17 protein-coding genes are annotated in these 14,466 nt (G+C 67.0%); 11 read left to right on the forward strand and 6 right to left on the reverse strand.

All coding sequences use genetic code 11. The annotated features are described in order from the left end of the window. Positions 1 to 74: 74 nt before the first annotated feature. Positions 75 to 1,043, forward strand: a complete 969-nt coding sequence (locus tag CFB50_RS28785; protein ID WP_089448083.1) for a DMT family transporter — start codon at positions 75 to 77, stop codon at positions 1,041 to 1,043. A gap of 200 nt (positions 1,044 to 1,243) precedes the next feature. Further along, positions 1,244 to 1,792, forward strand: coding sequence for a permease (locus CFB50_RS28790; protein WP_089448084.1), 549 nt, complete (start codon positions 1,244 to 1,246; stop codon positions 1,790 to 1,792). Between the two features lie 99 nt (positions 1,793 to 1,891). Here CFB50_RS28790 and CFB50_RS28795 read toward each other — a convergent pair whose 3' ends face one another. Next, the gene (locus tag CFB50_RS28795) at positions 1,892 to 2,026 is read right to left on the reverse strand and encodes an entericidin A/B family lipoprotein (RefSeq protein ID WP_006485835.1); all 135 of its coding nucleotides are present in this window, start codon (positions 2,024 to 2,026) and stop codon (positions 1,892 to 1,894) included. Between the two features lie 233 nt (positions 2,027 to 2,259). Here CFB50_RS28795 and CFB50_RS28800 point away from each other — a divergent pair, with 233 nt between their 5' ends. Continuing rightward, a complete protein-coding gene (locus tag CFB50_RS28800; RefSeq protein ID WP_089448085.1) occupies positions 2,260 to 3,555 on the forward strand; it encodes an aspartate carbamoyltransferase in 1,296 nt (431 codons plus the stop codon). A 73-nt stretch (positions 3,556 to 3,628) separates the two neighbouring features. Here the strand turns inward: CFB50_RS28800 and CFB50_RS28805 are convergent, their stop codons facing one another. Both CFB50_RS28805 and CFB50_RS28810 read right to left on the reverse strand, forming a co-directional pair. Beyond that, positions 3,629 to 4,087 carry a type II toxin-antitoxin system VapC family toxin gene (locus CFB50_RS28805; protein WP_089448086.1) on the reverse strand — a complete coding sequence of 153 codons (459 nt, stop codon included), beginning with the start codon at positions 4,085 to 4,087 and terminating at the stop codon, positions 3,629 to 3,631. Further along, a complete protein-coding gene (locus tag CFB50_RS28810) occupies positions 4,084 to 4,323 on the reverse strand; it encodes a FitA-like ribbon-helix-helix domain-containing protein (protein ID WP_089448087.1) in 240 nt (79 codons plus the stop codon). Before CFB50_RS28810 ends, CFB50_RS28805 begins: the two co-directional genes overlap by 4 nt. A 321-nt stretch (positions 4,324 to 4,644) precedes the next feature. Here CFB50_RS28810 and CFB50_RS28815 point away from each other — a divergent pair, with 321 nt between their 5' ends. From CFB50_RS28815 to CFB50_RS39675, 8 genes are all read left to right on the forward strand, one after another. After that, the gene (locus tag CFB50_RS28815; protein ID WP_089448088.1) at positions 4,645 to 6,870 is read left to right on the forward strand and encodes a TonB-dependent receptor; all 2,226 of its coding nucleotides are present in this window, start codon (positions 4,645 to 4,647) and stop codon (positions 6,868 to 6,870) included. A 3-nt stretch (positions 6,871 to 6,873) separates the two neighbouring features. Then, positions 6,874 to 7,653 (forward strand): tetratricopeptide repeat protein, encoded by a 780-nt coding sequence (locus tag CFB50_RS28820; RefSeq protein WP_089448089.1) that lies wholly within the window; start codon positions 6,874 to 6,876, stop codon positions 7,651 to 7,653. Continuing rightward, a complete protein-coding gene (locus CFB50_RS28825) occupies positions 7,650 to 8,333 on the forward strand; it encodes a Fe2+-dependent dioxygenase (protein WP_089448090.1) in 684 nt (227 codons plus the stop codon). The genes CFB50_RS28820 and CFB50_RS28825 overlap by 4 nt, the downstream gene beginning before the upstream one ends. Before the next feature lie 98 nt (positions 8,334 to 8,431). Continuing rightward, positions 8,432 to 8,671, forward strand: coding sequence for a type II toxin-antitoxin system Phd/YefM family antitoxin (locus tag CFB50_RS28830; protein ID WP_011659184.1), 240 nt, complete (start codon positions 8,432 to 8,434; stop codon positions 8,669 to 8,671). Beyond that, positions 8,668 to 9,063, forward strand: coding sequence for a type II toxin-antitoxin system VapC family toxin (locus CFB50_RS28835; protein ID WP_089448450.1), 396 nt, complete (start codon positions 8,668 to 8,670; stop codon positions 9,061 to 9,063). The genes CFB50_RS28830 and CFB50_RS28835 overlap by 4 nt, the downstream gene beginning before the upstream one ends. A gap of 168 nt (positions 9,064 to 9,231) precedes the next feature. Continuing rightward, the gene (locus CFB50_RS28840) at positions 9,232 to 9,912 is read left to right on the forward strand and encodes a M15 family metallopeptidase (RefSeq protein ID WP_256979339.1); all 681 of its coding nucleotides are present in this window, start codon (positions 9,232 to 9,234) and stop codon (positions 9,910 to 9,912) included. Between the two features lie 103 nt (positions 9,913 to 10,015). Further along, positions 10,016 to 10,600, forward strand: a complete 585-nt coding sequence (locus CFB50_RS28845) for a nucleotidyltransferase family protein (protein WP_089448092.1) — start codon at positions 10,016 to 10,018, stop codon at positions 10,598 to 10,600. A 208-nt stretch (positions 10,601 to 10,808) separates the two neighbouring features. Beyond that, the gene (locus CFB50_RS39675) at positions 10,809 to 10,955 is read left to right on the forward strand and encodes a hypothetical protein (RefSeq protein ID WP_166896045.1); all 147 of its coding nucleotides are present in this window, start codon (positions 10,809 to 10,811) and stop codon (positions 10,953 to 10,955) included. Positions 10,956 to 11,023: 68 nt separating this feature from the next. Here CFB50_RS39675 and CFB50_RS28850 read toward each other — a convergent pair whose 3' ends face one another. Genes CFB50_RS28850 through CFB50_RS28860 form a run of 3 tightly spaced genes read right to left on the reverse strand, consistent with a single transcriptional unit; the run spans position 11,024 to position 14,444 of the window. Beyond that, positions 11,024 to 11,782, reverse strand: coding sequence for an SDR family oxidoreductase (locus CFB50_RS28850; protein WP_089448093.1), 759 nt, complete (start codon positions 11,780 to 11,782; stop codon positions 11,024 to 11,026). After that, on the reverse strand, positions 11,779 to 13,326 hold the full coding sequence (locus CFB50_RS28855) for an FGGY-family carbohydrate kinase (RefSeq protein ID WP_089448094.1): 1,548 nt from the start codon (positions 13,324 to 13,326) through the stop codon (positions 11,779 to 11,781). Before CFB50_RS28855 ends, CFB50_RS28850 begins: the two co-directional genes overlap by 4 nt. Before the next feature lie 29 nt (positions 13,327 to 13,355). Continuing rightward, on the reverse strand, positions 13,356 to 14,444 hold the full coding sequence (locus CFB50_RS28860) for an alcohol dehydrogenase catalytic domain-containing protein (RefSeq protein WP_089448095.1): 1,089 nt from the start codon (positions 14,442 to 14,444) through the stop codon (positions 13,356 to 13,358). Positions 14,445 to 14,466 lie beyond the last annotated feature (22 nt).

The following is a 14,466-nucleotide window of genomic DNA, read 5'->3' on the forward strand; positions in this document are numbered from 1 at the left end:
TCCGTATTCGACACGCCCGCGCGCTGCAATTTCGTTCAAGACGCGCACCGCCGCCGTACGCGACGATGCGGCGCATGAAGACACGACTGATTGGCTATCTCTATCTCGCCGCCGCAATGGCAGGCGTCGGCAGCACCGTCATCGCGAGCCGTCTCGCGGCCGGCGGCCTGCCGCCGTTCGCGGCCACGGCGCTGCGCTTCCTGATCGCGACACCTCTGCTGCTCGCGCTGATGCGTGCGCAGCGAATGCGCTGGCCGCGCGTCTCCACACGCGACGCCGTGCTGCTCGTCATCCAGGCGGCGGCGGGCGGTGTCGGTTATACGGTGCTGCTGATCTGCGGCACGAAGCTGTCGTCGCCGCTCGATGCGGGTGTGATGCTCGGCACGCTGCCCGCGATGTCGACGCTGATCGCGGCTGTCGTGCTGCGCGAGCGACAGACGCCGCGCGACTGCGTGGCCGCCGCGCTCGCAACGGCCGGCGTGCTGTTCGTCACGTTCGCGCCCGGCCAGGCGCTGCCGTCGCTCCGCACGCTGGCCGGCGATGCGCTGGTGCTGGCCGCCGTCGCCTGCGAAGCCGTATTCATCCTGCTCAACCGGCGGCTGGCCGCACCGTTGCCGCCGCTGGCGCTGTCCACCGCGATGTCCGGCCTCGGCTTCGTGCTCGCCCTCGTGCCGGCCGCGTTCGAATGGCACGCGGTGGCAACCGGCTGGACTGTCGGCGCGGTTTCGGCAATCGCCTACTACGCGCTGGTGCCGACCGTGCTCGGCTACCTGTGCTGGTATGCGGGCTCGGCACGCACGAGCGGCACCGAGGCCGCGCTGTTCACGGCGGTCGCGCCGGTCTCGGCCGTGCTGTTCGCAGTCGCGCTGTTCGGCGAAACGCTCAGCGGCACGCGTATCGCGGGTATCGCGCTGGTCGTCGCCGGGATGGTCGTCGGCGCGTCGCGGCGACGCGAACCGCCAGCCGAAGCTCGCGATACGCACCCGGCGAATCCGGATCGACCGTCCCGCCCCCCGCCCGCCGCGCAAACAGCCACCGACTGACTCGCGCCCATCGCGTCGTTGCGGAAACGGCGGCGGCTCCGCCCCGCCGCCCTGGCTGTCGTTCCCGGCATTCCCGCCATGCAGCCGGCAACTGTAGGAATGTGTCCGCGCACCGCAAAACCGTTGCGCCCCACCCCGCAAGATGCAATATTCGCGTGGCCGGGACCTTTGACAACCATCGAACAACAATCCGCCACGCAATGAACAGGAAGGAAGCCAAAACAAGAATCGCGGTGCTGCTGTCCGCGGGAACGAGGAAGGCCGACGCATTGGCCGAACTGTCCGGGCAGGGACTCAAGGATCGCGTGCTCGCGCACCTGATCGCGTCGCGCCCCGATCCCGAACGCTGCCGCAAGAACAAGCTGCACATCCGGATCCTGGTCGCGCTCGGCATCGCCCAGCTCGCGATCAGCCTCATGCTCACGTACTACTTCTTCGCCACCGGCGCCGGCAACGGCCTCGCGCTGGTATTCCTCGCGCTGACCGTGCCGCTGTCGCTGCTGTTCATCTGGGGCTTTGCGACCAATCGTGTCGGCGCGTACCACGCGTTCATCCTGCTGTCGCTGCTGCAGTTGCCGAAGACCATCGCCGAACTCGGACGCGATCCGTCGACCGCGCTGCCGAGCCTCGCGATCACGGTCCTGCTGGTGGGCTACGTCTGGTTCGTCCGCAATCGCCTGTTCCCCGACTACGGCTGGTTCACGCCGCGCAAGGTCGAAGGCCGTTACGCGTTCGTCGAGCACGCCTGACGCCACGGGCATCGAGCGCCGGCCGCAAGTAAAAAGGCGCCGGGCCGCCCCGCAATCGCGGGACGGCCCGGCGCCTTCTGCATTCCGGAACCGGTCGGCTTACTTGGCCTTTTCAGCCGAATCGCTGATCGCCTGGCCACCCTTCGAAATGTCCTGCCCCACACCGGCGACCGTGTTGCAACCGGCGAGCGCGGCGGTCACCACCAGCAGCATTGCAGCAATCGTACGCGTCATTCTCATTCTCCTCGGAATCAACAAGCCCGACGGGCGAATCATGTGCGGCGTGGCGCCCGGCAAGATGCCGGGCACGGGGCCTGACCTGATTATACGGAGACGGCCGCCGCGCGCCAGTACGAACCCGCCGTCTGTCACGCGGGCCATACAGCCGGTTCGCACAGATTTTCCTTGACTTCATCGCGCCAGGAACTAATATACGCATCGCGTATATTTCTCGTCAGGAGCCGCCGATGACCGTTCCCCAGCAAGCCTTCCTCCGCGACGCCATGCGCCGCCTCAACATGACGCGCGAAGCGTTCGCCAGCCGCATCGGCGTGAGCCGGCGCGCGCTGGATACGTGGCTTTTGCCCGACGATTCGCAGGAATCGCGCGGGATGCCCGAGATCGTCGAACGCTTCGTGTCGGAAATCGTCGAGCGCTCGATACCGGAAGGTGGCAGCTATACGCAAAGCGTAGATAATCAAGGACTCGCCAAGCAGTTCTTTTTCGAGGGCAAGCCGCAACTGCTGTCGGTCGACCAGTTCTCGCGGGATTCGGTCGAGGCGCTGTTTCGCGTGGCCGACGTGATGCAGCCGATCGCGCGCCGCCACAAGATTTCGCGCGTGCTGGAAGGCGCGGTGCTCGGCAACCTGTTCTTCGAGGCCAGCACGCGTACACGCGTGTCGTTCGGCGCCGCCTTCTGCCGGCTCGGCGGTTCCGTGTGTGACACGACGGGCTTCACGTTCTCGTCGATGGCGAAGGGCGAATCGATCTACGACACGAGCCGCGTGATGGCCGGCTATGTCGACGCGCTCGTGATCCGCCATCCGGAGAAAGGCTCGGTGGCCGAGTTCGCGCGCGCGACCAACCTGCCCGTGATCAACGGCGGCGACGGCCCCGGCGAGCACCCGAGCCAGGCGCTGCTGGATCTCTATACGATCCAGCGCGAATTCTCCCGGCTCGGCAAGATCGTCGACGGCGCGCACATCGCGCTGGTGGGCGACCTCAAGTACGGCCGCACGGTGCACTCGCTCGTCAAGCTGCTCGCGCTGTACCGCGGGCTCAAGTTCACGCTCGTGTCGCCGCCGACGCTCGAGATGCCGGCCTACATCGTCGACCAGATCGCGACGAACGGCCATGTGATCGAGCAGACGACCGATCTCGCAGCCGGGCTGCGCGGCGCGGACGTCGTCTATGCGACGCGGATCCAGAAGGAGCGCTTCACCGACGAGTCGTTCGAAGGCTACACGCCGGATTTCCAGATCAACCAGGCGCTCGTCGATTCGGTGTGCAAACCGGACACGCTGATCATGCACCCGCTGCCGCGCGACAGCCGGCCCGGCGCGAACGACCTGTCGGTCGACCTGAACCGCGACCCGCGCCTCGCGATCTTCCGCCAGACCGACAATGGCATTCCGGTGCGGATGGCGATCTTCGCGGTGTTGCTCGGTGTGGAGAACCTCGTCCAGCATTCAATGCGCGACGCGACGTGGCGCCCGCCGGCCTACCTCGGGCCGGAGGATGCGGTGTTTCACGGGGTCGATTGAGAAGGAACAGCCGGGGCGCACCAGTCACGCGCCCCACGCTCGACGAAAAGCGCGCCGGTCAGCCCGGCGCGCTTTATTTTTTTCGCGCGGTGGACAGGCAAGCAATCGGCGCCTGGGACGCCCACGGATCGATCACCCGCAGCCCGACCGCCTCGAATGGCGCGACGTCGCGCGTCGCAATGATCAACCCGTTCGCCTCGGCCGTCGCGGCGATAAAAGCATCGGCAGGCGCGATCGCACTGCCAGAGGCACGCGCACGCGCTCGAATGTCCGCATACGCTTTGCTCGCCGCATCGTCGAACGGCAGGATCCGGCCACGAAACAGCGGCACGACGCGCTGCTCGATGCTTTGGTGAAGCCAGTCGCGCCTGCGACCTTCCGGCAATGCCGCCACGCCGAAGCGCATTTCGGCGAGACTGATCGCAGCAAGAAACAGCGTTTCGACGTTCTGGGCATCGAGCCACTCGATCACGGCCGCGCTCGGCTCGCGCCGCAACGGTTCGGACATCACGTTCGTATCAACAAGGATCATTCGAAGCTCATCGGGTCGGTTAGCGTCTTGTCGCGCTGCGCGTCGAAATCGACGCCGCCCGCCTCCCGTCCGATTTCCGCCAGCAGCGTCCCCAGCTTGAGCCGACCACCCGGCAGAACGGCCTGCTCGAGGATGTCCCGCACCTCTGCTTCGGTGCTGCGCCCATGCTGGGCCGCACGAATCCGCAGCGCACGGTGCACTTCATCGGGCAGGTTTCGAACCGTAATCACAGGCATGATGCACCTCACCACATTTGCTTTCAATGCAGTCATATTATCACCTTGATGTCATGGCGGGCGATCCGCAACAGATCCACTCTACCCAGCCCGACACGGCCGCCACAGCTGGCCTTTCGGCCATCAATACCGCCCCGCGCGCCCCACCACCACCCGCCACATTAGTTAACACTTTCCTAACAAGTGATAACAAGAACGCTTCTCATTCAATAAAAAATTACATAGAATGCCGCCTGAAAACAAATCGTAATAATTCCCGGCGGCATGCACATTTCCGCAACGCACCGCCCCCGGGGCCACACCGCGAGGTCGAAGCGCACCATGAAGTCACGTCCCGACGAGCTGAAGCTCGGCAAATTCACCACCCTGTGCAGCGTGCTCGCCGCAAGCCCGGCATTCGCGGCGGACGGCACGCCGCCGCCCGCCCCGGCCGGTACCGAAGGCCATCTCGCGCCGATCGAGGTCCAGGGCAAGGCCGACTTCTCCGCTTCCGCGAAATTCACCGCGCCGCTCGTCGACACGCCGAAATCCGTCACCGTGATCCCGCAGGAGCTGATCCAGAACAGCGGCGCGTCGACGCTGACCGAAGCGCTGCGCACCGTGCCCGGCATCACGTTCGGCGCCGGCGAAGGCGGCAACCCGCTCGGCGATCGTCCGTTCATCCGCGGCTACGACACGCAGGGCAGCATGTTCGTCGACGGCATGCGCGACACCGGCGCGACGACGCGCGAGATCTTCAACACCGAGCGCATCGAGATCACCAAGGGTTCCGACGGCGCGTACGGCGGCCGCGGCGGCGCGGGCGGCAGCATCAACCTGATCACGAAGGCCCCGCACCTCGGCACCACAGCCGCCGCGAGCGCGGGCCTCGGTACCGACCGCTATCGCCGCTTCACGGCCGACGGCAACTGGCAGTTCGCCGATCACGCCGCGTTCCGCCTGAACCTGATGAGCCACAACAACGACGTCGCCGGCCGCGACGCGGTGAACAACGAGCGCTGGGGCGTCGCGCCGTCGATCGCGTTCGGCCTCGGCACGTCGACGCGCGTCGTCGCGAGCTACTACCACCTGCAGACGGACGACATGCCCGACGGCGGCATCCCGTACTTCTACGGCTTCAACCTCCCGAAAGGCGTCGCCACCGACGGCCCGGCGCCCGTCGACCGCCACAACTTCTACGGCCTGACCAATCGCGATTTCCGCAAGACGACGTCGGACATCAGCACGCTGAAGATCGAGCACGACATCACGTCGTCGCTGACGATCCGCAACACCACGCGCTATACGGAATCGACGCAGGACTACATCTGGACGCAGCCCGACGACAGCCAGGGCAACGTGGTCAACGGCAAGGTCTGGCGGCGCGCGAACACCCGCAACAGCGCGATCAACAGTCTCGCGAACCAGACCGAGCTGTTCGGCGAATTCCGCACCGGCCCGTTCAAGCACAGCTTCACGACCGGTATCGAGCTGTCGCGCGAATGGGGCAAGCGCGACACGTACAACGTCGCCGCCGCGAACGGCAAGATCTGCCAGAACGGCATCGGTGCCGCGTCGGGCTACAACTGCACGAGCCTGTGGTCGCCGAACCCGAACGACCCGTGGGCCGGCTCGATCACGCGCAACAACGACTACACGCATGCGCGCACCGTGACGAAGTCGATCTACGGCTTCGACACGATCGAGATCACGCCGCGCTGGCATGTCAACGGCGGCGTGCGCATCGACGACTACTCGACCCGCTTCACCGACACCAAGGCCAACGGCGGCAAGACCACCACGCGTGACGATACGCTCGTGAACTGGCAGGCCGGCCTCGTGTTCAAGCCCGCGCAGAACGGCAGCATCTATGCGTCGTACGCGACGTCGTCGACGCCGGCCGGCATGATGCTCGGCGAAGGCAGCGAAACGCAGTCGCTCACGCCGGGCCGCGGCGGCGTCGGCTCGAACGCCGATCAGCTTTCCCCGGAAAAGAACCGCAGCATCGAGCTCGGCACGAAGTGGAACGTACTGAACGACAAGCTCGCGCTGACCGCCGCGCTGTTCCAGATCGATACGACCAACGCGCGCGTGACGCTGCCGAACAACCAGTACGCAATGGTCGGCAACAAGCGCGTGCAGGGTCTCGAACTCGGCGTCGCGGGCCAGATCACGAAGCAGTGGCAGCTGTTCGGCGGCTATACGTACATGAAGAGCGAACTGCGCGACAACGGCAAGGACACGGCGAACAACGGCAACCGGTTCCCGAACACGCCGAAGCACAGCTTCACGATGTGGTCGAACTACGACGTGACGCCGAAGTTCACCGTCGGCGGCGGCGCGTTCTACATGTCGCAGGTGTTCGGCGATCCCGCGAACCAGCACGCGGTGCCGTCGTACTGGCGCTTCGATGCGATGGCGCAGTACCGCATCAACAAGAAGCTCGACCTGCAGCTGAACGTGAACAACCTGTTCAACCGCACCTACTTCGACCAGGCGTATCCGGCGCACTACGCGTCGATCGCACCGGGCCGCTCGGCGTTCGTCACGCTGAACGCGCGCTACTGATCGATGGAGGCCGTGTCGCTGAAGGCGCTCGCGTCGGTTTCGCCGCGCGAGTTCGCCGACGTCCTGGCCGGGCCGCCCGAGCGCGCCGCCGCGTGGGTCGCGGCGGCGGCCGACAACGGCATCGTCGATGCGCAAGCCGTCTACGGGCAATACCTGCTCGACGGACATGGCGTCGCGCGCGATCCGGCGGCCGCGTTCAACTGGTTCCGGCACGCGGCGCGCGCCGGCCACGCGATGGCGATGAACATGCTCGGCCGCTGCTACGAGTTCGGCTGGGGCACGGCGGCGTGCGCGCCGGTCGCCGTGTACTGGTACCGGCTCGCCGCGCAGGCGGGGCTCGACTGGGGCATGTACAACTACGCGACGGCGCTCGCGCTCGGCAACGGCGTCGACGAGAATCGCGCCGATGCGCTCGACTGGTTCCAGCGCGCGGCCGCACTCGGCCATGCGAAATCGATCAACCTGATCGGCGGCTTCTACGAGGATGGCTGGGTCGTACCGGTCGACCGCGACGCCGCGTTCGACCACTATCGACGCGCCGCCGTGGCCGGCGACTTCCGCGGCCAGTTCAACCTTGCGCGGCTGCTCGCCGAGCGCGGGCGCATCGACGAAGCGCTCGCGTGGCTCGCGCGCGTGCCGGCCACCGCTACCCCCGCGTTCGTCGCGAAGATGTGCGCGTATCTCGCGTCGTCGCCGATCGACGCGTTTCGTGCGGCGGCGCTGGAATTGCAAACGCCACCACAGCCGCAACCGCAGCCGCACTGCATGGAATCCGCATCATGATGCTTCACATCCCCGGCGTATTGACGAAGGCGCAGGTCGCGCAATGTCGCGAACGGCTCGATGCGGCCGAATGGGTCGACGGCAATGCGACATCCGGCACGCAGTCGGCGCTCGCGAAACGCAACCGGCAATTGCCGGAAGGCGCGCCGGCCGCACGCGCGGTGGGCGACGCGATCCAGGACGCGCTCGCACGCCATCCGCTGTTCTTCTCGGCGGCGCTGCCGCTCAAGGTGTTCCCGCCGCTGTTCAATCGCTACGAAGACGGCGAGACGTTCGGCACGCACGTCGACAACGCGATCCGGCTGCTGCGCGGCACGGATTTCCGCGTGCGCAGCGATCTGTCGGCCACGCTGTTTCTCGAAGAACCCGATGCGTACGACGGCGGCGAGCTGTGTGTCGAGGATACGTACGGCACCCATCGCGCGAAGCTGCCGGCGGGCGACCTCGTGCTGTATCCGGCGTCGAGCCTGCATCACGTGACGCCCGTGACGCGCGGCGAGCGCGTCGCGTCGTTCTTCTGGATCCAGAGCATGGTGCGCGACGACGGCGACCGCACGCTGCTGTTCCAGCTCGATACGCAGATTCAGGCGCTGTCCGCCGAGAAAGGCGCGAAGGATCCGATGGTCATTTCGTTGACGGGGATCTATCACAACCTGTTGAGGAAGTGGGCGGATGCGTAGCGGGAACCGGTAGCACCGCCAAGCCGTGCCCCCCTGCGCTTGCGTCACGCCGGAATCCATGACTAAAATGACCATCGTCAAATGACTATGCTCATATCATGATGCCGCACGCTCCCGTTTCGAAATCCGAGTTCAAGGCCCGCGCACTCGAATACTTCCGGCTCGTCGAGGCGTCGGGCGAAAGCCTGATCGTCACCGATCACGGCAAGCCGACACTCGAAATCCGGCCGTATCACGCACGCGAGGCTCAGCCGTTGGACATATTGCGCGGCTCGGTCATGCGCTACGACAATCCTCTCGATCCGATTGCGGAAGATGATTGGGAGGCGTCGCGGTGATCGTGCTGGATACACATGCGTTGGTGTGGTGGGTGGCGGGCGATCCGTCACTCAGCAAGAAAGCGAGAAGCGCGATCGATCGCGCTCGGAGTGAAGGCGCGCTCGCCGCATCAGCGATTTCCGCGTGGGAGATTGCCATGCTGGTGCGCAACGACCGCCTCGCGCTGACGATGGATGTCGACGCGTGGCTGGCCACCGTCGCGCAGATCGACGGCATGCGCTTCGTGCCCGTCGATGCCGACATCGCCGCGAAATCCACCGACCTGCCCGGCGCGTTCCACAAGGATCCGGCCGACCGCATGATCGTCGCAACCGCACGGCGGCTCGGCGCGCCGCTTGTCACGCGCGACGAAAAAATCCGCGCTTACGCGCACGTCAAGACGCTCTGGTAAGCGTCGCCCGCCCGCGGGTCAACCCGCGACACATCCTCCGCCGGACTCTGGCATATTGGCGATTCGTCTGACCAAATCAACCACGACCGCCCGGCCTTGCGCAACAGAGCGTCCTGCTGCCAGCCGGACGTGGCCCGCAACCGTCATTGCGCCACTTCGTCGACTATCGTGATTTCGCTCTCCGATCCCGTTGTCCGGTCGATCGCCCTACTGGAGTCGCCCGAAGCGTTTGTCGATCTCGCAGGTTTCCATGCGCGCATTGCCGTCGATCTCGGCCGCCGCGACATCGAAAGCAGAAGCCCGCATTTCCTGAAAGTGCGCCGTGGTGTGGCCAAACGGCTGATGGCCGCTGCGCACGCACTGCCCGCCGGCCTGCGCCTGTACGTCAAGGAAGGCTATCGCCCGCTGGCCCTGCAGCGCGACTACTTCTCCGCACACCTCGCGCATCTGCGTCGCACGCTGAATCCGCTTCCGGACGAAGACGCGCTGATCGCACTGACGAGCCACTACGTCGCGCCGCCGGAAGTCGCCGCGCACCCAACGGGCGCTGCCGTCGACCTGACGCTGATCTCGGCGGATGGCATCGAGCTCGACATGGGCTGCATCATGAACGCCACCGACCAGGAATCATCCGGCGCGTGCTACACGCACAACCCGTTCATCAGCCGCGCAGCCGCCCGCAACCGTCAGGTGCTGATCGCCGCACTGACGAGCGCCGGCTTCACCAATTACCCGTCGGAATGGTGGCATTGGTCGTTCGGCGACCGCTATTGGGCCGTGATGCACGATCAATCGCACGCGAACTACGGCCCCGTCGAGGAAAACATGCTCGACGAAGCCGCGTGCTGACATTCTTTCCGACGAAACGCGCCCGTCTCGGTAACATCCTCACTTGTCGATCCCTGCCCGCTCCCGCACAATCGCAGCACCTGCATCACTCTCCCCCGCGCCGATGTCCTATGCGTCACTCGCCACCGGCGTCCTCCTCGCGGGCGGCCTCGGTCAACGCTTCGACCCGAGCGGCCAGCACAGCAAGCTGCTCGCGCTGCTTCCCGACGGCACGCCGGTTGCGGTCGCGGCCGCCCGCCATCTCGCGGCGGCCACGGCCGACGTGATCGCCGTCGTGCGTCCCGGTGCCGAAAAACTCGCGATGCTGCTGAACGAAGCCGGCTGCCACGTCGTCTACGCGCCCGACGCCGCGCGCGGCATGGGTGCGAGCCTCGCGGCCGGCGTGCGTGCGACGCCCGACGCGAACGGCTGGCTCGTCGCGCTCGGCGACATGCCGTGGATCGCGGCGTCCACCTACGAAACCGTCACGCGCGCGCTCGACGCCGATGACGCATCGATCGTCGCACCCGCGCATCGGGGCGTGCGCGGCCATCCGGTCGGGTTCGCCGCGCACCATTACGATGCGCTGGCCGCGCTCGACGGCGACACGGGCGCCCGCGCGCTGTTCGCCAGCGCGCCGGTCAGGCTGCTCGACGTGGACGATCCCGGCATCGTGCGCGACGTCGATACACCGGCGGATTTGCGCTGACCGAGAGCGCGCGCAGCGTGCTCGCGATGCAACGCCTGGCCCGCGCCGCGCGCCGCAGGTGCCTGCACGAACACCGCCCGTGCCCGGGTTGCACCGATGACAGACCGCCCGCCGCCACAATCCCGCTGCAAACGCACGCCCGATTGGCTATAACGGAGACGAGGCGCTCCTGCCGCGCCATCGCCGTCACGCACTGTGCGAGTTCTCCATGACCGATCACACGACCCCGACGCCCGAGCCACCGGCCGACCCGAACCGCGACCCGGAAGACGATCCGTTATCGCCACCATCGCCGGGCCACCATCACGACAATCCGCAGCAACCCGACGGCCCACCGAGCAAGGATCCGGTCTAGCCGCGCGGCGACCGTGCCACCCATTCGCCACGCGGGTTCCTGCATGCGCCATCGCCGCATGACGCTGCCTAGCGCGCCGTATACCCGCCGTCGATCGGCAGCGACACACCGCTGACCATCGACGCCGCATCGCTGAGCAGGAACAGGATCGGTTCGACGACCTCGTCCGGCTCCGCGAATCGCCCGAGCGGAATCGCGGCCAGCATCGGCGCACGCTTTTCCGGTTCGCTCCACGCGAACTGCGCCATCGGCGTGAGCGTGACGGTCGGGTTCACACTGTTCACACGAATGCCGTGCGGCCCGAGTTCGATGCACAGCACGCGCGTGATCGCGTCCATCGCCGCCTTCGACGCGCAATAGCTCAAATGGGCAGGCAAGCCGACGAGCGCGGCCTGGCTCGATACGTTGACGATGCTGCCCCGCGCCTGCACCGCGCCACGCGCGTCGCGCGCGATCATCTTTCGTGCGACGGCCCGAGCCACGAGCGCCGCGCCGCGTGCATTGACGGCCATCACGCGATCGAAATGCGCGGCGCTCACCTCGAGCGCCGCTTCGAGCGATGCAATCCCCGCACAATTCACGAGGCCGTCGAACGCATCGTGCGCGGCGAGCGCCGCGTCGATCGCATGCTCGTCGCCACCGACATCGAGTCGCATCGTCTCGCACGCGGTCTCGCCGGCCAGCGCATCGAGCGCGGCCACGTCGCGCCCGGCCGCGACGACCTGCGCACCCGCCTGCGCCAGCGCGACCGCGCACGCGCGCCCGATCCCGCTCGACGCCCCCGTGACGAGCACCCGCGAACCGCGGAAATCGAATCGTGTCTTCATGATGGCGTGTGCAACCCGTGCATGATCGGTTTGAGCGCCGGATACAGCGCCGTGTAAAGCGCAAAGCGCGCCGCATACGCTTTCGCGCGGTCGGCATCGGGCCGCGCGCGCTCGACGAGCGTGACCCATCCGCCTTGCGCATCGTCGTGCGACACGAGCCCTGCCCCGACGCCCGCGAGCAAGGCGGCCCCCATCGCGGCTTCGACGTCCTGCTCGATCGTCCACACCGGGAAGCCCGTCACGTCCGCGATGATCTGCATCCACAGCGCCGAATGCGCGGCCCCGCCCACGACGATCAGCCGGTCGTCGAGCGCCACCGCGCCGCGACGCCCGGCCTCGATGTTGTGCCGCAACGCGAACGCGACACCTTCGAGCACCGCGCGATACAGGTGCGCGCGTGTATGCGCGAGACTCAGCCCGACGAACGCGCCGCTTGCCTTCGCGTCCCATACCGGGCTGCGTTCGCCCATCAGGTACGGCAGGAACAGCACGCCGTCCGCGCCGGGCGGCACGCTTTCGGCCGCCTCCTCGAGCAACACGTGCGGATCGCCGTGCGGCAGCAGGCGCGCCGCATCGATTTCCGCGTGACAGAACTGGTCGCGAAACCAGGCGACCGACGCGCCGGCCGTGATCGCGCCGCCGAACACGTACAGGTCGCGCTGCCCGTTGAACACGTGCGGCATGCTGACGAGCCCGTGACGCGCATCGACGTGCCGGCTCACGTAACCCCAGCACATGCTGGTGCCGATCATCGCGACATGCTGCCCCGCGCGCGTCGCGCCGGCCGCGAAGGTCGCGACGGCCGCATCGACGCCGCCCGCGACGACGGGCGTGCCGGGCGGCAGCCCCAGTTGCTCCGTCCATTGCGACAGCAGCCCGCCGACGATGTCGGTCGATTCGACGAGCCGCTCGGGCATCATCGTCGCCGGAATGCCGAGCATGTCGAGCGCGTCGTCGGACCACTCGCGGCGCGCGACGTCGTACACGCCGCCGATATTGCCGGCCGAACTGTGATCGACCGCGACCTCGCCGGTCAGCAGGTAGATCACGTACGCGTTCGGCGGCAGGAAATAGCGCACGTTCGCCCACACGTCCGGCCGCTGGTCGCGCAGCCACAGCATCTTCGTGAAGCCGTAGTAGCTGTCGACGCCGTTGCCCGTGATCACGCGCAGCCGCTCGACGTTCACGTTCGCGTTGACCCAGTCGACTTCCGCGGTCGCACGCCGGTCCATCCAGATCAGGCATGGATGGAGCGGCCGCATGTCGATGTCGACCGGAATGCCCGAGCCGCCGTACAGGCTACCCACGCACACCGCGCGAATCGCATCGGCCGGCACGCCCTGCGCGCGCGCATCGCTCACGCAGCCCGCGATGCACGCGAGCACCGCATCGAACCACACCTGTGGCCATTGCTCGGCCCACAGCGGGCGCGGCGTATCGGGCTGGTAGCCGGCCGAGCGCCGCGCGACGATCGCGCCGTGCCGGTCGACGAGCAGCGCCTTGGTGCTCTGCGTGCCGATATCGACGCCTATGACGTATTCCATGATGTCTCCGGTGAGGCGCACGCCGGCCGTCAGCGGGCCGGCTTCAGCAGCACCTTGATCGATTCGGGCGATTTCGCGACGCGGATCGCGTCGTCCCAGTCCTCGAGCGCGAAATCGTGCGTGACGATGCCTTTCGACGTGACGAGCCCGCGCGCGAGCAGGTCGATCGCGATCGGATAGCAGTATGGCCCCAGGTGCGCGCCGCGTACGTCGAGCTCCTTGCGGTCGCCGATGATCGACCAGTCGACGGTCGCATCCTCGCCGAACACGCTGAATTCGACGAAGCGGCCGAGCTTGCGGATCAGGTCGAGCCCCTGGCTCACGCCGACCGGCGCACCGGTCGTCTCGATGTAGACGTCGCAGCCATAGCCGTCGGTGAGCGACCGGACGATTTCGCGTGCGTCGTCGCGCGTCGGGTTGATCGTCACGTCCGCACCGTACTCGCGCGCGAGTTCGAGCCGTTCGTCGATCAGGTCGATCACGACCAGCTTCTTCGGCGTCTTCAGGTGCGCGACCTGCGTCATCATCAGCCCGAGCGGGCCCGCGCCCGCGATCACGACCACATCGTCGAGCTGGACATCGCCGCGGTTCACCGTATGGATCGCGCACGACAGCGGCTCGATGATCGCGGCATCCTCCAGCGACACGCCGAGCGGAATCTTGTGGACGATCGCGGTCGGCGGAATGCGCATGTACTCGGCCATCCCGCCGTCGGCCACCTCGCGCTGGAAGCCGAAGATGTTGTGCACTTCGCACATCCAGTACTGACCCGACTTGCAATAGCGGCACTTGCCACACGGCACGATCTGCTCGGCGATCACGCGGTCGCCCACCGCCACGCCGAAATGCTCGGCCGCGCCGTCGCCGAGCGCTTCGACGTAGCCGAAGAATTCGTGGCCGGGAATCACGGGCGCCTTCACCCACGGGCTCGGGCCACCCCAGAACATCTTCGCGCCCGTGTAGCACTTGCAGTCGCTCGCGCAGATCCCGCATGCGGCGATGCGGATCACGAGCTCGTTCGCGCCGGGGCGCGGCTTCGCGACCTGTTCGACGCGATAGTCCTCGGGGCCGTGGCAGACGACCGCGGTCATGCGCGGCTGGGCTTCGGGTGTCGTCATGAGTTGTCTCTTTCCTGAATGA

The organism is Burkholderia sp. AU33423 (assembly GCF_002223135.1).
GTDB classification, from domain to species: domain Bacteria; phylum Pseudomonadota; class Gammaproteobacteria; order Burkholderiales; family Burkholderiaceae; genus Burkholderia; species Burkholderia lata_D.